The sequence below is a fragment of the Rhizobium skierniewicense genome, from assembly GCF_014196515.1.
Classification (GTDB): domain Bacteria; phylum Pseudomonadota; class Alphaproteobacteria; order Rhizobiales; family Rhizobiaceae; genus Agrobacterium; species Agrobacterium skierniewicense.
In genome coordinates, this window is record NZ_JACIDV010000008.1 from 124,608 (window position 1) to 145,502 (window position 20,895).

Genomic DNA, 20,895 nt, shown 5'->3' on the forward strand with positions numbered 1-20,895 from the left:
TCATCATGACTGTCCGCCCCTATTGGAAGGGTTACCTGAAGCTCTCCCTCGTCAACTGCGCCGTTCAGATGATGCCCGCGACGTCGGAAAGCGAGAAGGTGCGGTTTCACACGCTGAACCGCGCCACCAACAATCGCGTGGTCAGTCACTACGTGGATTCCGTTACAGGCAAGGACGTGAAGGAAGAAAACGAGGTCAAGGGTTACGAACGTGGCGAAAACGACTACGTCATCCTTGAAGACGAAGAGCTCGAAAACGTTGCACTGGATAGCACCCGGACGATTGATATTTCAACGTTCACGAAACGAGACACCATCGAATGGATATGGCTCGATACACCATACTATCTGTCTCCGAATGAGAAAATCGCGCAGGAGGCGTTCTCCGTGATCCGTGACGCTATGGCATCGCAGGACATGGTTGGAATTTCGAGGCTAGTGATTTCGCGCCGGGAACGCGCCGTCATGCTGGAACCGCGCGGCAAGGGAATTGTCTTGTGGACGCTGCGGTATGGTGACGAGGTGCGAGACGAAAACAGCTATTTCGATGGTATCGCCGATGAAGAGCCCGATGCCGACATGATGCCACTTATCCAAAAGCTCATCAAAAAGCAGACGAAGCCATGGGACGCGAAGATGGTCGTGGATCCTGTGCAGGACCGCCTGCTCGACATCATCAAGGAAAAGAAGAAACAGCAGAAGAAGCCAACCCGTGCCAAAACGAAGGCCCCTGCGTCTCCTTCCAAGCCAAGCAACGTCATCAACATCATGGACGCGCTCAAGAAATCGGTCGCTGCAGAAACACGCGCAAAATAAAGCCCGTCAGGCAGACGCCTTCCGGGCTTTGTTCAGTCGCTTGATCGCCTGCTCCAGCGACCTTTGGCCCTCATTGTAATCCTGCCAGGCCGTGCTCTCATAAAAAAGGCCTGGAACAGTCCTGACGGTGAAGCGCGTGGGATCGAGGTCTGCCCTCACCTGAGTCCGGTTCAAAGGCATCGACAAGGTCTCTCCATGACGTGCGCGTGGAGAGCGCGGCGCCTTCCTCAACGCCCTGGTGGAATTGTCTTGACGCAGCCATGAAGCTCCGCAGTTCGCGGCGCTCCGAGTTCTACAAGCGATGTCAGGCAGCAACCTTCTCCAGCTCCGACAGTGCCTCCGAGGGGAGCTCGATCGTCGCTGCTGCGAGGTTTTCTCGCAGATGGCCGCGTGACGAGGTGCCGGGGATGAGGAGAATGTTTGGCGATCGCTGGAGAAGCCAGGCAAGCGCCACCTGCATCGGCGTGGCGTTGAGCTTTGTCGCCACATCGGACAGGGTGGAGGATTGCAGAGGCGAGAAGCCGCCGAGCGGGAAGAACGGCACATAGGCGACACCTCGGGCAGCGAGCGCTTCGATCAAGGCGTCGTCGTTGCGATGCGCAAGATTGTACTGGTTTTGCACGCAAACGATGTCCGTGATCTTTCCGGCATCCTCGATCTGCTTTGCCGTGACATTGGAAAGACCGACATGCCGGATCAGACCCTGTTGCTTCAAATCCGCCAGCACCTCGAGTGCTTCGTCCAATGAACCTTCCGCAGGGCCGTGCACGTCGAACATGGCGCGCAGATTGACGACGTCGACCACATCAAGCCCGAGATTGCGCAGGTTGTCATGTACGGCCTGTGTCAGTTCCGCGCGTGAAAATGCCGGTTTCCAGGATGCGTCCGCACCTCTGCTCGCGCCGACCTTGGTGACGATCAGGAGGTCGCTGGCGTAAGGATGCAACGCCTCGCGTATGATTTCGTTGGTTACATGCGGGCCGTAAAAATCGCTGGTGTCGATGTGGTTGACGCCGCTTTCCACAGCCTCACGCAGCACGGCTAAGGCCTCTGCACGATCACGCGGAGGACCGAAAACGCCTTTGCCAGCAAGCTGCATAGCGCCATAGCCCAAACGGCGCACCAAGTGGTCGCCAATCTTGAATGTTCCTGAAGTTGTAATAGTGCTCATCGCCGGTCTCCATTGTGTTGCTGGAATATAAGTCAGGTGGCATATGTGCGACAAGACGATATGATCCGGACAGGTTGTCCGGCAGCATGGACAATGGCGACGGGTATTGGGAGAACGGGGTGGCAGATTTAACGGATCTGAATGCGTTTCTACTGGTGGCTCGATCCAAGGGGTTTCGGCAGGCGGCACGCGAAAGCGGCATCAGTTCCTCGGCGTTGAGCGATGCGGTGAAACGGCTGGAAGACGAGCTTGGGGTGCGACTGTTCAACCGTACCACAAGGAGCGTGCTGATGACGGATGCGGGGCGTCTCCTGCTGGAGCGCACCGCACCCGCATTCGCAGAGGTGGCCTCGGCGCTGAACGAGGTCAAAAGCAGCCGCGGCCGCACATCGGGGGAGCTTAGGCTAAATGTGCCGATGAGTGCGGCAAAGCTGGTACTGCCTAAGATCGTGCCTCCATTCCTTGCGGCCTATCCGGACATCCGGCTGGAAATTGTCACCGATGAGAGTTTCGTCGACATTATCCAGAGCGGCTGCGATGCCGGCATTCGTTACGATGAAAGGCTGGAACAGGATATGGTCGCCCTGCCGATCGGCCCGCGCCAGCAGCGCTTCGCCCTTGCCGCCTCGCCGGAGTATCTTGTAAGAAAAGGCACGCCACAACACCCGAAAGACCTGCTCTCGCATGAATGCATTCTCGGCCGATTTTCAAGGCGCGCCATACCTCCGTGGGAGTTCGAACGGAACGGGGAAGAGGTCCTCATTAATCCAAAAGGCAACCTCGTCGTCCAATTCGGCGGCGGCACCGATCTTGGCATCGACGCCGCGGTTGCCGGTTCCGGTGTGATTTACATTTTCGAGGACTGGCTGAGGCCACATTTCGATAGTGGTGATCTGGTGCCGGTGATGGAAGACTGGTGGCTACGGTTTCCCGGCCCGTTCCTATATTATTCCGGACGGCGGCTTGTGCCTGCGCCTTTGCGCGCGTTTATCGACTTCGTGCGGCAAATCAAAAAGGATACAGGGAAAGATTTGCAGTTAGGCCAATGACTATGACAGACGACTTAGCCACCTCAAACACAACATGGAAAAAGCTGTTCTCTCTCAGTTACTTGGCTGACACCGTCCAAATCAAACGGACATCGAGACGAAACGAAGTGGATGCGTCAATCGTTCGGTCATAAAATTCCAGGAGCCGCTGCGTCATAATCATTGTCTGACCACATGCGCCTTCTTCCCAAGCCGCTTGATCGCCTGCTCCAGCGACCGGTGGCCCTCATTGTAGTCCTGCCAAGCCGTGCTTTTCTTCAACAGCCCCGGAACTGTCCTGACGGTAAAGCGCGTTGGATCGAGGTCAGCCCTCACCTGCGTCCAGGTCAAAGGCATCGAAACCATCGCTCCTCTACGTGCTCTGGGAGAGAGCGGCGCGACGGCAGTGGCCATGCGGTCGTTGCGGAGATAGTCGAGGAATATCCTTCCTTCCCGTTGGTTCTTCGCCATCTTGATGAGGTACAGATCCGGATTTTCCCGCGCCATATCTTGGCAGACGTCATGCGCGAAAGCCTTTGCCTCGTCCCAGCTCAGCTTCTTACCCCTGGATGCTGCGAGTGGAGTCACGACGTGCAAACCCTTGCCGCCTGTTGTCTTGCAAAAACTGACAAGGCCCAGTTCTTCCAGCCGATCACGGATCTCGCGCGCGGATTCGACGACTGCTGCGAACTCAACGTTCGGGCCTGGATCGAGATCGAATACCAGCCTTCCCGGAATCTCGGGCTGATCTGGCAGGCAATTCCAGGGGTGAAGCTCGATCCCGCCGATTTGGGCAATGGCGGCAAGTCCTTCGACGCGATCTATCTGTAGATAGGGCTTCTTGTCACCAAAGACCGTCACGAGCTCCAGAAGGTTCGACGTTCCTGGCATGGCATGGCGCTGGAAGAATTGTTCGCCACCAATTCCATCAGGGCAACGAAGGATCGAGCATGGCCGACCTTTGATATAGTCGATCATCCACGCTCCGACAGCCTCGTGGTACTGGGCGAGGTCAACCTTGGTGACAGGCTTTTTGTCATCCGCGTCTGGCCAGAGCGCCTTGTTGGGGCTTGAGATCATGACGCCCATGACCTCTTCCTTTGCGCCCCACCGGGAACGCTTGGGTGGTGGCTTTTCGGTCTCGGGATCAGGGACATCCACATCCGATGGCGTCGCGGGCTCTTCGGCTTCCACCTCCGCAGCAGGCTTGTCTTCGCGCAGCCCCTTGAACGCGCCCTGTCGAACCTGGCCGTCCGCGGTCCATCCGGCGAATTCGATCTCGGCGACGAGCTCGGGTTTGAGCCAGACGATATCGTCTGACGTCTTGGGTGCCCCTATTCCTGTGAATGGAGATTTGGCCGCTTCTATCTCTTGAAGCTTCGGCAGAAGTTGTTGGATCGTCTTCGCGCTATACCCTGTACCGACACGCCCGACATAGACGAAGTGCTTGCCGCTGAAGACGCCAACCAGCAGTGATCGAAATTTTCCATTGGTCTTGGCATAGGCGCCGATGACCACTTCATGACCAGCGCGACATTTGGATTTCGCCCATGTCTTCGTCCGGCCGGACGCGTAAGGAGCATCTGCCTCCTTGGAGACGATACCCTCGAGCGATAGACGGCATGCCGACTTCAGCACGGCGTCGCCGCCCGTCTCGAAGTGTTCGACAAACCTCAGGCGAGGATCCTCGCGCGCATCGGACATTAAGGTTTCCAAACGCGACTTTCGCTCCGTCAGGGGAAGCTTTCTTAAATCCTCGTCACCATCAAACAGCAGATCGAACGCGAAATAGACAAGATCGTCGGTCGTCCCTTCAGAGAGTGCTGCCTGCAAAGCCGCGAAGTCGGGTGCACCTCGCTCGTCGAGCGCGCAGATCTCACCATCAATGATGCAGTCAGGAAGCGCCGACGCCGCCTCCGCAATCGCAGGCCATTTGGATGTCCAATCCAGACCTTTGCGGGTCTTCAACGTCACCTCACCTCCAGCGACGCGCATCTGCACCCGGTAGCCGTCGAATTTGATCTCGTGGATCCAGCCTTTGCCCGCGGGTGGACGTGTCAGGCTCTCGCAGAGTTGCGGGGCGATAAAGTTTGGCATCGCCGTTTCAGCGTTGGTTGACTTGGCTGCCTTTGGTCGAGCCGACCTTTTCTTCGGCAAAGTCTTCGTGCCAGCCTTGCGCTCCTCGGCGGCAAGACCCTCATTGCTGTCCCACACTGCGTCTGCCTTAACCGTATCGCCTCGCGTCATAAATGGCTCGGGCTTTTTCCCTTTGCCAGCGGCGATTGCCTCCATGGTTCTACCGGAAGCGACGGACGTCAGATTGTCATCCAGTACGGCTGCTCCGTTATCGTCAACTGCATAATCGTCGCGGTGTTTGATCAGCAGCCAGTTGGTGCGCTTGCCGCCGTCGCGGTCGTTGCGCATCCTCACTAAAACAAAGCTTCCATGCACTCGACCACCTTCCAAAGTGAACTTGAAATCACCCTTCGCCAGTGCCTCCTCGGGGGTCTTGTTGCCCTCGGGCTCCCAGTAGCCGCGATCCCACAGCATGACTGTGCCGCCGCCATACTGACCCTTCGGTATCGTTCCCTCGAAATCGCCATAGTCTAGGGGGTGGTCTTCGACCTCCACGGCAAGCCGCTTGTCACCAGGATCGAGAGAAGGACCTCTGGTCACAGCCCAGGATTTAAAGACACCATCGAGCTCGATACGAAGATCATAATGCAGCCGTGTCGCGTCATGCTTCTGGATGACGAAGCGGCGACGGTTGGACGCCTTGACTTCGACCTCTCCGCTTGGCTCCAACGTCTGCTTGAAATCGCGTTTGGATCGGTACTTGCTGAGATTGTCGGCCATGGCATCCACCCCTACTCGCCAACGCGGAACCGCCTTATGCAGCGCCCGATACCCGAAGTGCCCCAGCCTCGCCGAGACTACGCTGGACCGCGGAGATCTTGTCGGACGGGATGTCTGCGGACACTTCGATCTCACCTTCGAGAGGGGCATCGCCGCGCACCGCACCGCTTTTCGAGACATCGCCACCAGATGCAACTGACCCTGATGTGTTCTCCGCGGTGGCTGACTGAATAAAGATGTCCGGACGCGAAATGCCGTGCTGCTGGACAAGGTGCTCCACCGCAATATCGGCGGCAGAGCGTGTATCAAATGTCGCTCGGATTGTGGTGGTGCTGTCGTCAGCCATAATGATATCTCCTGATGTGATGATTGAAGACCTAACCCATTGCCGCCGGGTTAGTTTCCAAGAAAATGCCTTCAAGCGGATCGCTAGCCCGCCGAAGGCAAAATGATTGGCGCCCTAGTGCTCGGCGCTTACCATCTTCACGTGGGACAGATGCGTCTCCAGACTGGGCACACGCCGAACATGCGAGACTCTTCAAAGTTCTCCCTTCTAAACGTTATCAGAACTGAATATGCACGTACGTAGCCAAGCAACGCGGCTTATGCGGGTAGCAACAACCGTGGTGGCGGCATACGACGCTCGCGGCCCCCTTTGGAAGAACGACCTTCAGGGCTCGTTGAAGGCTGACACATACAGAATGATCCTGCCTCTGGGATCATTTCTGAAAATCAGGCCGCCTCCCGCCTTTGATCTTCCAGGAACATAGTCCAGTACGGTGCTGGCTCTCTCAACGATACCGGAACCATCACGGATTTCACCGTTGACAGCGACCTGCGATGCGGTTGCGCTTGCAACATTCGAAACTTCGAAAGACACCTGAAACCCGTTGCTGCGCTGTTCAGTGATGACTACGGTTGCGGTGAGGTCAGGTGATGTATCCTGATCTTTAAACGCGTCTTTTGCGATCCAGAAAATCACCACGAGTACGATTACTGCGGATACCAGTCCGGTGACCCACTCGACCCAGTGCGGATTGTTTGCCTCGAGACTTTTGTCGCCGATTGTTTTGGTCATGAAACCCTCAAAGGATAAGTCGAGCGGCAGCCGCTCCGATCGCACCGGGAAAACTCAGGATGACGATCGCCATAAGCACCTGCGTGGAACCCAAGTCGTCAGTGCGGTGAAACGTCCAGAGACAGTAGGCACTGATGGATCCTGCTATCACATAGCCAGGTAAGGTAAAGCGCACAAAAGCATGCCAGCTTGGCGTACCCTCCGCGAGATCGTGGCTTCCATGAAATGACAGCGCGTAAACGAATCCGTGCATGACGATTAGCGACGCTGCGATGATCACAAGGCCGTGCCAAGGCGTCATCTTAAACGAAAGCAAAATCATCTCCTCGGTGGGCGCCACGTTCAGATTTAAAAACAGCGCACCAACCGCCATCAGAAAGAGCTCGCCGCCATAAGTCGTCTCGCGATTTTGAACTGGATCATCGTCACCCTCAGCGTCTTCATCGTCAGATTTGCCACCTAATTGGCTACGGCCCAACATGGCACCAATGCTCGCCGGCACCGCCAGCAGAGCAATCATGCCCACAATCTCATGTGAGGTTTGACCAGTCTGCAACACGCCTATGGAAGAGAGGATCAACGTGCTCGCGACCATACCCAATGCATAGGCGATAACAGCATCACGGACAGATTGTCGCCAACTCGAGGTCTGCTCAAAACCTATCCGGCGAGACAAGCCGATCAATAGAGGCAAATTGATCAAAAGAAGGAGCAAAAGCCGGGTGCGATCCATGTAGAAGCCAAGCTCCCACATTTCCATCGTCATAAACATCGGTAGAGCGAACAGAAGAGCGCCCGCAACTCCGCGCGAGATTCCAGCGAGAAATTTGCTTGTATCGAATCCACCACTTGTGCCGACTTTCGAACCCAATCTCGTTCTCCACAGAATGACTCTGGTCATGCGCGAGGACCGGATCGTCGCAATGCTGAACCTTAACAGCATCGAAGAGTGGATGCGAAGACAATCACGTCGCGCTAATCAAGGACTTTCCAATCTCCAACCCACCTGATAGGTTCTCACTTTGTTCGCGGTCATTTTTGACGCATCCATAGCGGTTTATGGAGCTACGCCCATACCGAATTCGAAGTAGGCGCACATCAAGGATAACGGCATGGCAGTTGCCTACCTCGAAAAACTAAACGAGCAGCAGCGCAAGGCCGTAGAGCATGGCGTCGGGCTGGCTGAAGGCAACACAGCAGGGCCTCTGTTGATCATTGCAGGTGCCGGATCTGGTAAGACCAACACGCTCGCCCATCGCGTGGCGCATCTCATCGTCAATGGTTCGGACCCGCGACGTATTCTCCTGATGACCTTTTCGCGCAGAGCCGCCTCCGAAATGGCCCGCCGCGTCGAGCGCATCTGCCGCAATGTACTGGGTGCCAATGCGGATGTCCTGACAGACGCCCTTGCCTGGTCCGGCACGTTTCATGGCATCGGTGCCCGCCTGCTGAGGATGTATGCCGAGCAGATCGGTCTCAATCTCGACTTCACAATCCACGACCGAGAAGACAGCGCCGACCTCATGAACCTCGTGCGGCACGAGCTCGGATTTTCCAAAACAGAGAGCCGCTTCCCGACCAAGGGCACCTGTCTCGCGATTTATTCACGCGCCGTCAACTCGGAGACGCCGCTGAACGAGATTCTGAGACAGCACTATCCATGGGTCGCCACATGGGAAGAACAGTTAAGGGAATTGTTCGGAGCTTATGTCGAGGCAAAACAGGCGCAGAACGTTCTCGATTACGATGATCTCTTGCTCTACTGGGCGCAGATGGTCAGCGATCCCGATCTCGCCGACGACATCGGTAATCGCTTCGACCATGTCATGGTCGACGAATATCAAGATACCAACAAACTCCAGTCGTCGGTCCTGATGGCACTCAAGCCCGGCGGCCGCGGCTTGACCGTGGTTGGCGACGATGCCCAGTCGATCTACTCTTTCCGGGCAGCGACAGTTCGCAACATTCTCGACTTTCCAGCTTCCTTCAGTCCGGCGGCAGACGTCATCACACTCGATCGCAATTACCGTTCGACCCAGCCCATTCTGGCGGCGGCCAACGGTGTGATCGAACTGGCGCGCGAGCGCTTCACCAAGAATCTGTGGACCGAACGGGAGTCGCTGGAGCGACCCAAACTCGTCACTGTCAAGGACGAGACCGAACAGGCGAATTTCATTGTCGAGCAGGTGCTGGCCAATCGCGAGACTGGCGTGACGCTGAAACAGCAGGCTGTGCTATTTCGTACATCCAGCCACAGCGGCACGCTCGAAGTCGAACTCACCCGCCGCAACATTCCCTTCGTCAAGTTCGGCGGTCTGAAGTTTCTCGACAGCGCCCACGTCAAGGACATGCTGGCCGTCCTGCGCTTCGCCCAGAACCCGCGGGACCGTGTCGCAGGCTTTCGTCTTCTGCAAATGTTGCCGGGCATCGGCCCCAAGAAGGCCGGTGTCATTCTCGACACGATTGCGTCCGATCCCGAACCGCTCTTGGCGCTTGCTGAAATTCCGCCACCACCGAAGACTGGCGAGGACTGGACGTCGTTCGTTCAATTGCTGGGAGGCCTTCGCAAAACGCAGGAAGGCTGGCCATCGGATATCGCGCAGGCCCGTCTCTGGTATGAACCGCATCTCGAGCGCATCCATGAAGATGCCGATACCCGTAAGGCCGACCTCCTGCAACTCGAACAGATCGCCAGCGGCTATCCTTCCCGAGAACGCTTCCTGACCGAACTGACACTTGATCCACCGGATGCCACCAGCGATCAGGCGGGCGTACCATTGCTCGACGAGGACTATCTGATCCTGTCGACTATTCATTCCGCCAAAGGACAGGAATGGCGTTCAGTCTTCATGCTCAACGTTGTCGATGGCTGCATACCATCGGACCTGGGGACAGGAACGACGCAGGAGATTGAGGAGGAACGGCGTCTGCTCTATGTCGGCATGACGCGGGCAAAGGACAGCCTGTCGCTCATCACACCTCAACGATTTTTCACACATGGTCAGAACTCGCAGGGCGACAGGCACGTTTATGCATCACGTTCGCGGTTCATCCCGGCGACGCTGCTGCAATACTTTGAACCGATGGCTTGGCCGAAAGTCTCAGCCGCAGCATCTGAACGCAGTGCCCAGCAAATCCGCATCGATGTCGGCGCTCGCATGCGCGGCATGTGGAAATAGGAGCGACCGATGTGCAATCTCTATAACGTGACCACGACACGTGACGCCGTCCTGCAGTTTACACGGGCATTCCGCGATCTGGCAGGGTGGAACGAGGCAAGCTTCGACGTCTTCCCCGGCTATCAGGCTCCCATCGTTCGTGTCGCGGAAGACGGTCAAAGAGAGATCGTCCGGGCAACATGGGGCATGCCTTCACCTCCGGCTTACGTGAAGAACTACGATCCCGGCGTCACCAATATCCGCAACGTCTCCTCACCGCACTGGCGGCGGTGGCTCGGACCGACCAGTCGCTGCGTTGTTCCCTTCACGTCCTTCGCGGAACCGGATCCTGCAAGCAAGGTCGGAGGCGGACGCGTGCCGAATGCCTGGTTTGCCAAGGATGAGACCAAACCCTTGATGTTCTTCGCAGGCTTCTGGACGCCTTGGAAAGGCATTCGCAAAGTCAGAGACGGAGAGCAGGAATTTGAACTGTTTGGCTTCCTGACGACGTCGCCCAACGAGATTGTCTCACCCATCCACGAAAAGGCCATGCCAGCGATCCTGACGACGCCGGAAGAAGTCGATACGTGGCTGACGGCACCTTGGGACGAGGTGCGTCACCTTCAGAGACCCCTGCCCGGCAATATGCTCGTCATCGTGCCTCCGGAGACAAAACCCGACCTGCCGGAAGAAGGGCTGTTGCTGTGAAGAGATCACGTTGCATCGACCCGGCTCGGGAGCAAATCGACTTCTCTGGGAAGCACAAGGTCGATCGGTAAGGCCCTGACATGCACCCCGTTCGCAAGATCATTCACGTCGATATGGATGCCTTCTACGCCTCCGTCGAACAACGTGACAATCCAGAGCTCCGTGGCAAGCCGCTGGCGGTCGGTGGATCTGCTGCCCGCGGTGTCGTGGCAGCCGCGAGTTACGAGGCAAGAGCCTTCGGCGTCTATTCAGCCATGCCGTCGATCACAGCCAAACGAAAATGCCCCGATCTGATATTCGTGCCGCCACGTTTCGATGTCTATCGTCAGGTCTCCCAGCAGATTCGAGAGATTTTTGCGGAGTACACACCCGTCATCGAACCACTGTCACTCGATGAAGCCTATCTCGACGTGACCGAGAACCTGAAAGGTATGGAGATCGCTACTGAGATAGCACTGGAAATCCGTGCCAAGATCAAGGAGGTCACAGGTCTAAATGCCTCTGCTGGCATCTCATACAACAAGTTCCTGGCGAAGATGGCGAGCGACCTGAACAAGCCCAATGGCCAGGCGGTGATCACGCCGAAGAACGGGCCGGGCTTTGTCGAGGCCCTTCCCGTCAAGAAATTCCACGGGGTTGGCCCCGCCACTGCAGAGCGCATGAAACGCCACGGCATAGAAACTGGTTTGGATCTCAAATCAAAACCCCTCTCCTTCCTGCAACAACATTTCGGAAAATCAGGCCCATACTTCTACGGCATTGCCCGCGGCATCGATGAGCGGCAAGTCAAAGCCAACCGCATCCGAAAATCCGTCGGTGCTGAAGATACGTTTGTCGAGGACATCAATACGCTCGATCTTGCTCAGGCCGAATTGCGCCCCTTAGCCGAAAAGGTCTGGCGGTACTGCGAGGCGCACGACATCACCGGAAAAACGGTGACGGTCAAAATCAAATATTCGGATTTTACCCAGTCAACACGAAGCAAAACGTTGGCTTCAAGTGTTTCGAGCGCGGCTATGATGCTTGAGATCGCCGACACATTGCTGGGGTCTGTTTTCCCGTTCAAAAGGTCAGTGCGCCTTTTGGGTATCACTCTGTCCTCCCTTAGCATCGAAGACGGTGCCCAAGGTCCACAGCTTGATCTTGGATTGTGATCGTGACGGGCTAGCAGTCGGCTACATTACTCGTGGACGGAACCAAAGTCCTGCGTTGTATTTTCCATGACACCCAAAGGAGGCCGGATATGAACAAGGACACGAAAGCTTAGCGAGCAATCGAAGACACTGAGAAAAAGCCAGTCCATAGCCAAGACCACCCTGCGGCCGGACCTCATGCGAGGAAACATTTGACTGACGAGAGCAAGACACGGGTACTGGAGCGTTGCACGGATCTAAGCAATACAAGGTGTCGCTAGAGGACTTACGCAAAGCGCTCGACAATACTTGGGCGAAAGAAAACGTCCTGGTCGCGGTCGCCGCCGGTGCGGATGGCACCAGTGGTGTTATGGATGGAGCAGACGCTACATTGCGGCGCGGCATCGAACGATTAGCCCATATCATTTTTTTCCGGAAGTCCAAATGATCGTAATTTCTGGCTCGGGTTCCGAGAAGGCGCAGATGCCGATTTTATCCGCACGAACTTTGGCTCGCTCAAACCGACAATGTGCGGTTCGGACGCACCTGAGATGTCGAAAATAGCCAAGCCGGATCTGGATATCAAAAACACGCTCAAGCAGCGCCTTGAGCATCACAGCTAACATGCCGTTTTCTCCGACGTTTCCTCACCAAACAACGATTCGACCGACCGACTAGGGAGAACAAAACCTACGACACGTCTATATCCGCAGCTACAAGTTTCTTGCTTATCAAACAGCTCATGAAGATTGAATCAGGGGAATTTAGCAGGTCGATCATCGTGGTGATGTTCGGCAGCCGAGCGGTGATCTCATAGACACCCAGAGTGCCCAGCGGTTCACCGCCTGGATTAAGCGACCAGAGAGCCTCCCGATACTCTCGCACTGCAACTTTAGTGTTTTCGAGTGTCATGCAAAAGTGCATGCCCACATCCGGCCCGCAACCTATCTCGTGGCCATAGACAGTAAATTCCACGATTGTCCCCGCTTACATCTTATCTATGAGCATTTGACGGTCAACAACCAGTTCTGCAGCCAACCGCATAAGCCGTACCTTTTCCTTAGAGAGGAGTTCCTTCGTCGCTCGATATTCGCGTGCAAGGATATGATCGACCTCGGCTCGAAGTTCAGGCGCAGGAATGAAGGAATCGTCAACAGAGTTCGCTCCTACCTGGTAACGAAGGCTTTTCCCCAGACCGTAGCTCCCCACAACGCGGTAGGCTAGACGTGTAGCTTGATCGAGATCGCTTCCAGCGACACCTCCGGCGCCAATTGACCGGTTACCAAGTACGATTTCTTCAGCCGCGGTGCCGCCCAGCATAATACGAATCTTTGCTAGCAAATCCCTTTCGGTCGGAAGTGCTTGATTGCGCATCTTGTAGTGTAGCCGACCGCCGTCTTGTACTTGTTCGCCCTCTCTCATATGAGATTCGACACGAATGCTGATTACGTCGGCGACCCCCGAAGCCAGCGCTATGAGCGCGTGGCCGATCTCGTGGACGCTAATGCGATGAAGCATGTTTTCGGGAAGCGGCACCTTCGCCGGGAGCACCGCTTCGACGTCTTGAATGCTAAGCTCACCCTTTCGAATCCTAGCCGTGCGTTTTGCCGCACGTGCAAGCCTTTCCAAATCTGCCGGCGTGATTAATCGTAACTCATCCGTAACTTTGCGCAGATCTTTGGCTGAGAGCATTCTATTAATATGAAAGGACAGGATCTCCGCGCGTTCCTCTTCTTCAGGCAACTCAAGGTAGATGTGTTTTTCGAGCCGCCCTGATCTGAGCACAGCATTGTCTATCAGGTGAGAGTAGTTTGTCGCTCCAACGATTATCGTACCGGGCTGTTCGAGTGCAAGCGTAGTCAGTTCGAGAAATCTGCCGATTACGTTGCCTTCGTAAAATGCATGATCACCCCGCATGGTAGCGCGGTCTCCGATTGCATCCAGTTCGTCCAAGAACAGTACGGCACCGCGGAGCGCCGTTGCCTCCGCAAAAGACTGGGTCATAGCGGCGAGCATGTCGCCAAGGTGTCCGTTTCTCGATCCCTGCCATGTCCCCACAGACGTCGAGACAAGAGTGAATCCAAGTTCGCGTGCAAGCGCGGTGGCGAAAAGCGTCTTGCCCGTTCCCGGCGGCCCCATAAGCAGTACACCTCTGTCAACGTCTGTCCATGGGATCACCTCTCCTCGCCAGTCGGCCACATCCTGCTTGATCACATCAATCCAAGGACGCGCCGGACCAAAGCCAGGCAGTTCCGAAAGCTTGGGATGACGAGCGGCCGCCGGAATTGGCCCAACCAAGCTCGCGATGTCCAGCCCATCCAAAGAGTTTTTAATAGTAAGGCCGATTACGATCTCCGCCTCCTGCCGAGCGATCGCTTCCGCAAGTGACACGTCGATGTCTTCGGCCCCAATCACCTTGCGAGCGGCGATGATGTGTCTCGCGCTGGGCGGCGAGACGCTTACGACGACATCTGCGGCCAATTTGAGGGAAATCTTAACCGCATCCAGTGATGTCGCGAGATAGATCACTTGGTGTTCTGGGCGAAAGACCGTGAAATCCTCACTTGCCTTCGACGTGGTTGGGCGAGATGTTCCACCAATAATATAGACAGGACGACGAAAGTCGTCGTAGGTTGAACTGGCACGGCCACCGTTCATCAACACATTCGCTGCTGACTTGGCATGCGAGATCCACGCCTTATCAACAACGCAAATGATGATCCCTTTTGCGTCGGTCTTAAACTGCTCGGTGCCACGAAGTGCCTGCCGCAGCGCGCAGAGCATAAGGAATTTGGCAGGGTTTCTAGCGAGTTCTCTGAAAACCTTTTTTTTAATATGGTGCCTCATTATTCGCGCCCGCCTGCAGCATCACCGAGGCGGTACCAGCCGGTAGTGCAACGAACCACCCCCATCGATTTTGATAGCATCTGTATCTCGGAAATGGGAACCAGCGCTCTAGGATCCTTGTCTTGGCAGGAGTTCCCAACGAGGACTGGAACCGGCCGATAAACGATCTTCCACTCGTTGAGCGTCCTCAACAATCCGAAATCATCATTTATGGCTGCTGACCTAGAACGAGCAAGAATATCGTAACCGAGCGCCACAAACGTATCGCCGTAGGCATCCATGAGCCTTCTTGGGCTGGTTTCGATACCGTCGCAGAACCTAAGCATGTTGAACCTCCAAAGTTGATTCGCCGGAGACGATTAAATCCAAGCCGAGGAGGACACTGCTCAAAGATTCGTTTCCGTATTTCGGCAATGAATTTCCGCTTTTGGGAAATATGTCAACAATTTTCTTATGTTCGTTTGCATGGATTCGAGTCTCGTGAGATTTGTTGCGAATGGCGACAAAGCACCTCATCGTGAAGGCCGCACGCACGGCATTAGGTCTTTCCAGGAAAGACTTGGCGGAGCTTGCCGGCTTATCGGACCGAACGATCTACAACATTGAAACAGCCCAAGATTACGTGCTTCTCGATACACTGATGAAGGTGAGGTCCGTATTCCGCGAACGGGGAGTCGAGCTCGTTGAGCCCAACGAACGTAGCGGATGGGGTTTGTTCTTCGTGACAGACGATGGCGATCGCTGAGGCTCGCTGGGCCGATTTATGCGGTCTTGTAATTTCACAGAAACGCAACAGCTAACTCGCAACGCTTTCGAGAGTGTTGTGCAACAAGCCAAATATCCTATTCGCAACAAAGCAACGCGCGCTCAGGGGACGGTAGCCGGGCTAAGCATCTAAAATTCCAACCGTTATTGCTACTCACTCACTCAGCAATAAAATTGAAACGGCACTCTTTGGAACATTTAGAGGGTGCATTGTCGGATTACCGCAAACATGTGGTCAGTCCTTTGTTCTGGACTAACCCGATTTTGTCTCGATGCAGACACAGCACTCAACCGGCTCTATATTTCTCCTGATGCTTCGCGGCGTCTGATATCCAGTTCTTCACTGTAGCGACGCAGCGTGTGGCTTTCGGTCAGCAGACCGATGGGTCTGTTTTCGATCCTGTCATTGACCACAGCAAGCGCTTCGCTTTCCGTTGTGTCGAACAAGGCTGCGGCCTGGCGGGCGTTCATGGTCGGGAGCAGCACGTCTGTTTTGTAGCGCAGATAGCTCTCAAGGCTGATTTTTTCAGCGTCGCGTTCCATTGGGTCGGCGTAGATTTCAGCGACCAGAACGATGCCAGCGTAGCGGCCGTCTTCGTGGATCATGATGACGCGTTGCGTGGAACCGAGCGAGAATGTTTCCTTGAACGCTGGCAGGCCCATACTGACTTTTGCCGTGCGGACGTCGGCACGCATGATCTTCCCAACCGTCAGGTCGCGTATCCAGCCGATGTCGTGGGCGCTGCGAATACTTTCACCACGAAGGTGGAAGCGCCATGTTGCGAACGAGTAGCCGAACGTCGTGCGCACCACCAGCGACGTCGTGATCACGGCCGCCAGCACCAGCACCGTGATCTGGAAATCGCCGGTGAGTTCAAGAGCGAGAAACGTCATCGTCAATGGTCCACCGATGATAGCGGCCGCAAAAGCGCTCATACCGATGACGGCATAGACGATGGGTTGAGTGTCACCGTAACCGATATAGGGCGCGCAAATGGCGAAGATCTTGCCAATCAGCGACCCCATGAACAGTGAGGCGAAAAACAAACCACCGCGAAAGCTCGACCCTATGGAGATCGCGCTGGCGGCGGCTTTCAAAAGAAAAATCCCGATCAACCCGGCCAGTGTCATATTGGCATCGAGGTTGAGATGCAGCGCGCCGTGACCGCTGGACAGAACCTGTGGCGAGATCAGTGCCAGGGCGCCAACTGCTACGCCACCGATAGCCGGTCGCAGCCACAATGGAATTTTGCTTTTCCGCGCGGTTTCCTCAATGAAGGATACGGTCTGCATGAGCACGATGCCAATGCCAGCGCAGACCGCTCCCAGAAAGATCGCTGGTAGGTAGTCGGGTGGCGTGACTTCACTGGAGCCAAAGATATCGATGCTGAGGCCGTTTTGCGATAGCAGCCCGGCGACCACGGTCGCAACCAGCGCAGAAACGATCAAGGGTGCAAGGGTAACGATCGTATAGCTGCCGATGATGAGCTCGATGGCGTAGAACGCCCCGGTCAAAGGCGCATTGAAGGCCGCCGCTATGGCACCTGCTGCGCCACAGCCGACGAGGATACGCATGTCCCCTCGCCGCATTTTCAGATTGATACCCAGTTTGGACGCAATGCCACTTGCAACCTGCGTGTAGCCAGCTTCCAATCCCACGGATGCGCCAAATCCATTGGAGATGATATTCTGCACGCAGACAATGATGCTGTCCGTGAGCGACAGGCGTCCACCGTGCAAGGCATTGGCTTCGATCGGGTCGATCATCGGCTTTTTGCGGGTTCTGGAAATCACGAAGATGAAAGCGCCGAGCAGAATTCCACCCATCAGCGGCCCGGCCAGCACAATCCAGCTGGAGAGATCACTGCTGCTGAGCCTCTCCACGCCGAAGATGACCACATGAAGCTGCGTGGCGACGGCGCCGATCAACACAACGAAAAGACCCGCAGCAGCGCCAACGAAGATGGCAAGCACGACGAGAGCAAGCTCGCCGCGACGGAAGACAGCGCGTAGCCGCGTGGAACGCAGATTATCAAAAAAGCTTGCGAGGCTGGGGGCGCTGAACGGCTTGGTCGGCATCATATTCTCTTGGCGTGTTCATGGCGCTCGCGCGCCTCTAACCCCGAACGTCGAACTCGATTTCAAATTGCATCTGATCATAGCCCGGCTCGACGTGATCCGGCGTCTCATGCAAGACTATGTCATAATCAAGCGGTGTGTGCATATGCGTCAGCACTGCCCGTTTTGGGTCTAGCTTTTCGATCCAGCCCAAAGACTGTTCCAGGGACAGGTGGCTGGGATGATACTTGTATTGCAACGTATCGATAATCAATACGTCGAGATTGCCAAGCGTAGCCACTGCTTCAGGCGGAAAATCGCTGACGTCGGTGCAGTAACCGATGTCGCCGATGCGAAAGCCAAGCGAGTGGGTATCGCCATGCGTTTGCATGTGAGGCTTGAAATGAATTGCCCCACCTGCTCCGCTGACCGAGAATTCCACACCCATATCGGTAATAAGGTAAGGTTCGACAATAGGCGGATAATTGCTGCCTGGCGGCGTCTCAAGGCAATAGGGAAAGCCGTCACGAATGCGCTGCATGGTGACAGTGTCCGCATAGATGGGAATGCGCTTGCGGCTGGAGATGAAATAGCCACGCAGATCGTCAATGCCGTGGAGATGATCGGCATGCGCATGCGTATAGAGGACGGCGTCGATATGCTCTACCTTTGCGGCAATCAGTTGTGCGCGCAAGTCCGGCCCGGTATCGATGACAACGGTCGTCACGCCCCCGTCCGGCGAGAATTGCTGCACCAGGAAGGCGGCGCGGGTGCGCTGATTTTTCGGGTTGTCAGGATCACAGGCACCCCAGTCGCCGTTGATGCGCGGCACACCGGGCGATGAGCCACAACCGAGTATCGTGAAGCGACGCCGAAAGCCTGTCACTGCCTACACCTTCGTCATTTTCGAAAAACAGCGAAATGCGTTTTCGGTGGTGATACGTGCCATCTCTTCTGAGCTGACGCCATGAACCTCTGCCAGCACTTCGGCAGTGTTGACGACGTAAGACGGCTCGTTGCGCTTTCCGCGCCAGCGCTTCGGTGCCAGATAAGGTGCGTCCGTTTCCACCAGAAGCCGATCCAGCGGAACGGTTGCTGCGATATCGCGGATATCCTGTGACTTTGGAAAGGTCAGAATACCGGAAAACGAAACGTAGCCGCCAAGCTCCACTCCAGCTTTCGCAAGGTCCGGTCCTGCGGAAAAGCAATGGAGAATGAAGGGGAACGGCCCCTTCCCGCTTTCCTCGCGCAGGATTGAAATCATGTCGTCGTCGGCGCTGCGGCTATGAATGACGAGCGGCAGTTTCGTCATGCGGGCCGCCTCGATGTGGCGTCTCAGGCCGGTTTTCTGATCTTCCGGTTTCTGCGTGTCGTAGAAATAATCCAGCCCCGCCTCGCCGATAGCAACGATCTTGTCGTGACTGTTCGCCAGATGAACCAGATCATCAGCGCTGATATCGAGTTCTTCATCCGCGTTGTTGGGATGCGTACCCACAGAGCAAAAGACCGACGGATATTTTTCCGCGATCTTCAACAGCGCCGGCAGGCGTGCGACCCGCGTGGAGATCGTCACCATCTGCGAAACACCAGAGGCGTGAGCGCGCGCAATGATCTCGTCGCGCTCTGCATCGAAGTCGGCGAAATCCAGGTGGCAGTGTGTATCGATCAGCATTGGCATCAAGTCTCTGGCGCCACGTAGCGCGGGAAGACGGGCTTTGGCGCGTCGAGTGGCGTCCCGGGAGCGAGACGACCATTCTTCCCCAGAGCCGCGAAGTCGCGCTTGTCCGCAGGAGCGGCAATGGTATCCAACAGCTTTGCGGCCGAGTCCGGCACGAATGGCTGCAACAGAATTGCGATCTGGCGAACCACTTCTGCAGTCACATACAGCACGGTTCCCATGCGCTCAGGATCTGTCTTCTTCAGCGCCCAAGGCTCCTGCCCGGCAAAATATCTGTCTGTTGCGGAAACCACGGCAATGATCGCGGCCAACGCCTTATGGATCATCTGCTTGCCCACTTCGTCACGGCAGACTGCTTGCAGCGCATCTGCGGCTGCAAGCAGCTCCTTGTCGTCATCACTCAGCGCGCCTGGAGTCGGTATCTGCCCATCGCAGTTCTTGACAATCATGGACAGCGAACGGCTGGCGAGGTTGCCGATTCCGTTGGCAAGATCCGCGTTGACGCGTGTCGCGATCAATGCGTCGTTGCAATTGCCATCCTGACCGAAGGATATTTCGCGGCACAGAAAATATCGGACATAATCAACGCCAAATTTTTCGAGTATTTCGAACGGATCAATAACGTTGCCGAGAGACTTCGACATCTTCTCGCCGTTGTTCAAGACAAATCCATGCGCGAAAACCCGCTTGGGCAGCGGCAATCCGGCGCTCATCAGAAAAGCTGGCCAGTAGACCGCGTGGAAACGGATGATATCCTTGCCGATGATGTGAACGTCTGCTGGCCAGTATTTCGCACGAGGACCGTCTTTGTCTTCGATGTAGCCGGTTGCAGTCATGTAGCTGGTCAGCGCATCGACCCACACATACATCACGTGCTTCGGATCATCGGGAACCTTGACGCCCCACTCGAATGTCGTACGTGAGATCGAGAGATCTTTGAGACCTGATTTGACGAAGGAGATGACTTCGTTCCGGCGCTCCGCTGGGCCAATAAAGTCAGGATTGTCTTCGTAGAGCTTCAGCAGCTTGTCCTGATATTCGGACAGCTTGAAGAAATAGCTTTCTTCCTCGACCCATTCCACGGGTGAGCCCTGCGGACCATAGCGAACGCCATCGGCACGAACTTCCGTCTCATCTTCGGCATAATAAGCCTCGTCACGAACAGAATACCAGCCGGCATAGCTGTCCTTGTAAATATCGCCAGCATCCGCCATCCGCTTCCAGATATTGCGTGATGCCTCATGATGACGCTCTTCTGTGGTGCGGATGAAATCGTCGTTGGAGGCGTTCAGCAATTTACCCATGGCGCGGAACTGGTCGGAGTTGCGCTGCGCCAATTCCTCCGGCGTAATGCCTTCCGCCTTCGCGGTCTGCTGCATCTTCTGGCCGTGTTCGTCCGTACCTGTCAGAAAGAAAACGTCCTTTCCATCCAGGCGCTGAAAGCGCGCCATGGCATCCGTTGCGATCAACTCATAGGCATGGCCGATATGCGGCTTGCCGTTCGGATAGGAAATCGCTGTGGTGATGTAGAAAGGTGTCTTGTCTGTCATGACGCTCAATCGGTTTTATGGTCTGTTTTGAGATAAACCGCTCTTAGCCT

The 20,895-nt window shown here is 55.9% G+C and carries 19 protein-coding genes and 1 pseudogene; 6 read left to right on the forward strand and 14 right to left on the reverse strand.

Annotation, left to right across the window (positions count from 1 at the left end; translation table 11 throughout):
- Window positions 1–5: 5 nt before the first annotated feature.
- The gene (gene ku / locus GGQ73_RS14465; RefSeq protein WP_183896901.1) at window positions 6–815 is read left to right on the forward strand and encodes a non-homologous end joining protein Ku; all 810 of its coding nucleotides are present in this window, start codon (window positions 6–8) and stop codon (window positions 813–815) included.
- A 6-nt stretch (window positions 816–821) separates the two neighbouring features.
- Here the strand turns inward: ku and GGQ73_RS14470 are convergent.
- A pseudogene (locus GGQ73_RS14470) lies at window positions 822–1,037 on the reverse strand (hypothetical protein); the annotation flags it as partial.
- An 82-nt stretch (window positions 1,038–1,119) separates the two neighbouring features.
- Window positions 1,120–1,986, reverse strand: coding sequence for an aldo/keto reductase family oxidoreductase (locus GGQ73_RS14475; protein WP_183896903.1), 867 nt, complete (start codon window positions 1,984–1,986; stop codon window positions 1,120–1,122).
- An 86-nt stretch (window positions 1,987–2,072) separates the two neighbouring features.
- On the opposite strand from GGQ73_RS14475, the gene GGQ73_RS14480 reads away from it, so the two are divergent.
- Window positions 2,073–3,035, forward strand: coding sequence for a LysR family transcriptional regulator (locus GGQ73_RS14480; protein WP_183896904.1), 963 nt, complete (start codon window positions 2,073–2,075; stop codon window positions 3,033–3,035).
- Window positions 3,036–3,194: 159 nt separating this feature from the next.
- Here GGQ73_RS14480 and ligD read toward each other — a convergent pair whose 3' ends face one another.
- From ligD to GGQ73_RS14500, 4 genes are all read right to left on the reverse strand, one after another.
- Window positions 3,195–5,870, reverse strand: a complete 2,676-nt coding sequence (gene ligD / locus GGQ73_RS14485; protein ID WP_183896905.1) for a DNA ligase D — start codon at window positions 5,868–5,870, stop codon at window positions 3,195–3,197.
- Between the two features lie 34 nt (window positions 5,871–5,904).
- Window positions 5,905–6,216, reverse strand: a complete 312-nt coding sequence (locus GGQ73_RS14490; protein ID WP_077104555.1) for a hypothetical protein — start codon at window positions 6,214–6,216, stop codon at window positions 5,905–5,907.
- 324 nt (window positions 6,217–6,540) lie between these two features.
- Complete coding sequence (locus GGQ73_RS14495) at window positions 6,541–6,948, reverse strand: TIGR02588 family protein (protein ID WP_183896906.1); 408 nt, start codon at window positions 6,946–6,948, stop codon at window positions 6,541–6,543.
- A 7-nt stretch (window positions 6,949–6,955) separates the two neighbouring features.
- Window positions 6,956–7,819, reverse strand: coding sequence for a TIGR02587 family membrane protein (locus tag GGQ73_RS14500; RefSeq protein WP_234910975.1), 864 nt, complete (start codon window positions 7,817–7,819; stop codon window positions 6,956–6,958).
- 241 nt (window positions 7,820–8,060) lie between these two features.
- Here GGQ73_RS14500 and GGQ73_RS14505 point away from each other — a divergent pair, with 241 nt between their 5' ends.
- The 3 genes from GGQ73_RS14505 (at window position 8,061) to dinB (ending at window position 11,968) form a co-directional block, all read left to right on the forward strand.
- Window positions 8,061–10,127: an ATP-dependent helicase gene (locus tag GGQ73_RS14505; protein ID WP_183896908.1), complete on the forward strand. Its 2,067-nt coding sequence runs from the start codon at window positions 8,061–8,063 to the stop codon at window positions 10,125–10,127.
- 9 nt (window positions 10,128–10,136) lie between these two features.
- Entirely contained in the window at window positions 10,137–10,814 is a 678-nt protein-coding gene (locus GGQ73_RS14510; RefSeq protein ID WP_183896909.1) for an SOS response-associated peptidase, read from the forward strand.
- Between the two features lie 80 nt (window positions 10,815–10,894).
- Window positions 10,895–11,968 carry a DNA polymerase IV gene (gene dinB, locus GGQ73_RS14515; RefSeq protein ID WP_183896910.1) on the forward strand — a complete coding sequence of 358 codons (1,074 nt, stop codon included), beginning with the start codon at window positions 10,895–10,897 and terminating at the stop codon, window positions 11,966–11,968.
- Between the two features lie 401 nt (window positions 11,969–12,369).
- Here the strand turns inward: dinB and GGQ73_RS14520 are convergent, their stop codons facing one another.
- From GGQ73_RS14520 to GGQ73_RS14535, 4 genes are all read right to left on the reverse strand, one after another.
- Window positions 12,370–12,573, reverse strand: coding sequence for a hypothetical protein (locus tag GGQ73_RS14520; protein WP_183896911.1), 204 nt, complete (start codon window positions 12,571–12,573; stop codon window positions 12,370–12,372).
- Between the two features lie 64 nt (window positions 12,574–12,637).
- Window positions 12,638–12,922 carry a hypothetical protein gene (locus tag GGQ73_RS14525; protein ID WP_183896912.1) on the reverse strand — a complete coding sequence of 95 codons (285 nt, stop codon included), beginning with the start codon at window positions 12,920–12,922 and terminating at the stop codon, window positions 12,638–12,640.
- Between the two features lie 12 nt (window positions 12,923–12,934).
- Window positions 12,935–14,794, reverse strand: coding sequence for an AAA family ATPase (locus GGQ73_RS14530; RefSeq protein WP_183896913.1), 1,860 nt, complete (start codon window positions 14,792–14,794; stop codon window positions 12,935–12,937).
- Complete coding sequence (locus GGQ73_RS14535; protein ID WP_183896914.1) at window positions 14,794–15,120, reverse strand: hypothetical protein; 327 nt, start codon at window positions 15,118–15,120, stop codon at window positions 14,794–14,796. Before GGQ73_RS14535 ends, GGQ73_RS14530 begins: the two co-directional genes overlap by 1 nt.
- A 170-nt stretch (window positions 15,121–15,290) precedes the next feature.
- Between GGQ73_RS14535 and GGQ73_RS14540 the strand changes: the two genes are divergently transcribed.
- Entirely contained in the window at window positions 15,291–15,539 is a 249-nt protein-coding gene (locus GGQ73_RS14540) for a helix-turn-helix transcriptional regulator (RefSeq protein ID WP_183896915.1), read from the forward strand.
- 317 nt (window positions 15,540–15,856) lie between these two features.
- On the opposite strand, the gene GGQ73_RS14545 is transcribed toward GGQ73_RS14540, so the two are convergent.
- The 4 genes from GGQ73_RS14545 to metG are packed head-to-tail and all read right to left on the reverse strand — an operon-like array spanning window position 15,857 to window position 20,845.
- The gene (locus GGQ73_RS14545; protein WP_183896916.1) at window positions 15,857–17,638 is read right to left on the reverse strand and encodes a chloride channel protein; all 1,782 of its coding nucleotides are present in this window, start codon (window positions 17,636–17,638) and stop codon (window positions 15,857–15,859) included.
- 37 nt (window positions 17,639–17,675) lie between these two features.
- Window positions 17,676–18,503, reverse strand: coding sequence for an MBL fold metallo-hydrolase (locus GGQ73_RS14550; RefSeq protein ID WP_183896917.1), 828 nt, complete (start codon window positions 18,501–18,503; stop codon window positions 17,676–17,678).
- 3 nt (window positions 18,504–18,506) lie between these two features.
- Window positions 18,507–19,289 (reverse strand): TatD family hydrolase, encoded by a 783-nt coding sequence (locus tag GGQ73_RS14555; RefSeq protein WP_183896918.1) that lies wholly within the window; start codon window positions 19,287–19,289, stop codon window positions 18,507–18,509.
- Window positions 19,290–19,294: 5 nt separating this feature from the next.
- Window positions 19,295–20,845 carry a methionine--tRNA ligase gene (gene metG / locus GGQ73_RS14560; RefSeq protein WP_183896919.1) on the reverse strand — a complete coding sequence of 517 codons (1,551 nt, stop codon included), beginning with the start codon at window positions 20,843–20,845 and terminating at the stop codon, window positions 19,295–19,297.
- Window positions 20,846–20,895: the final 50 nt, after the last annotated feature.

Bases quoted from the DNA above. Each gene is read 5' to 3' on its own strand.
- ku (WP_183896901.1), top strand. From the start codon at position 6: ATGACTGTCCGCCCCTATTGGAAGGGTTACCTGAAGCTCTCCCTCGTC.
- GGQ73_RS14475 (WP_183896903.1), bottom strand. From the start codon at position 1,986: ATGAGCACTATTACAACTTCAGGAACATTCAAGATTGGCGACCACTTG.
- GGQ73_RS14480 (WP_183896904.1), top strand. From the start codon at position 2,073: ATGGACAATGGCGACGGGTATTGGGAGAACGGGGTGGCAGATTTAACG.
- ligD (WP_183896905.1), bottom strand. From the start codon at position 5,870: ATGGCCGACAATCTCAGCAAGTACCGATCCAAACGCGATTTCAAGCAG.
- GGQ73_RS14490 (WP_077104555.1), bottom strand. From the start codon at position 6,216: ATGGCTGACGACAGCACCACCACAATCCGAGCGACATTTGATACACGC.
- GGQ73_RS14495 (WP_183896906.1), bottom strand. From the start codon at position 6,948: ATGACCAAAACAATCGGCGACAAAAGTCTCGAGGCAAACAATCCGCAC.
- GGQ73_RS14505 (WP_183896908.1), top strand. From the start codon at position 8,061: ATGGCAGTTGCCTACCTCGAAAAACTAAACGAGCAGCAGCGCAAGGCC.
- GGQ73_RS14510 (WP_183896909.1), top strand. From the start codon at position 10,137: ATGTGCAATCTCTATAACGTGACCACGACACGTGACGCCGTCCTGCAG.
- dinB (WP_183896910.1), top strand. From the start codon at position 10,895: ATGCACCCCGTTCGCAAGATCATTCACGTCGATATGGATGCCTTCTAC.
- GGQ73_RS14520 (WP_183896911.1), bottom strand. From the start codon at position 12,573: ATGTTAGCTGTGATGCTCAAGGCGCTGCTTGAGCGTGTTTTTGATATC.
- GGQ73_RS14530 (WP_183896913.1), bottom strand. From the start codon at position 14,794: ATGAGGCACCATATTAAAAAAAAGGTTTTCAGAGAACTCGCTAGAAAC.
- GGQ73_RS14535 (WP_183896914.1), bottom strand. From the start codon at position 15,120: ATGCTTAGGTTCTGCGACGGTATCGAAACCAGCCCAAGAAGGCTCATG.
- GGQ73_RS14540 (WP_183896915.1), top strand. From the start codon at position 15,291: ATGGCGACAAAGCACCTCATCGTGAAGGCCGCACGCACGGCATTAGGT.
- GGQ73_RS14545 (WP_183896916.1), bottom strand. From the start codon at position 17,638: ATGCCGACCAAGCCGTTCAGCGCCCCCAGCCTCGCAAGCTTTTTTGAT.
- GGQ73_RS14555 (WP_183896918.1), bottom strand. From the start codon at position 19,289: ATGCTGATCGATACACACTGCCACCTGGATTTCGCCGACTTCGATGCA.
- metG (WP_183896919.1), bottom strand. From the start codon at position 20,845: ATGACAGACAAGACACCTTTCTACATCACCACAGCGATTTCCTATCCG.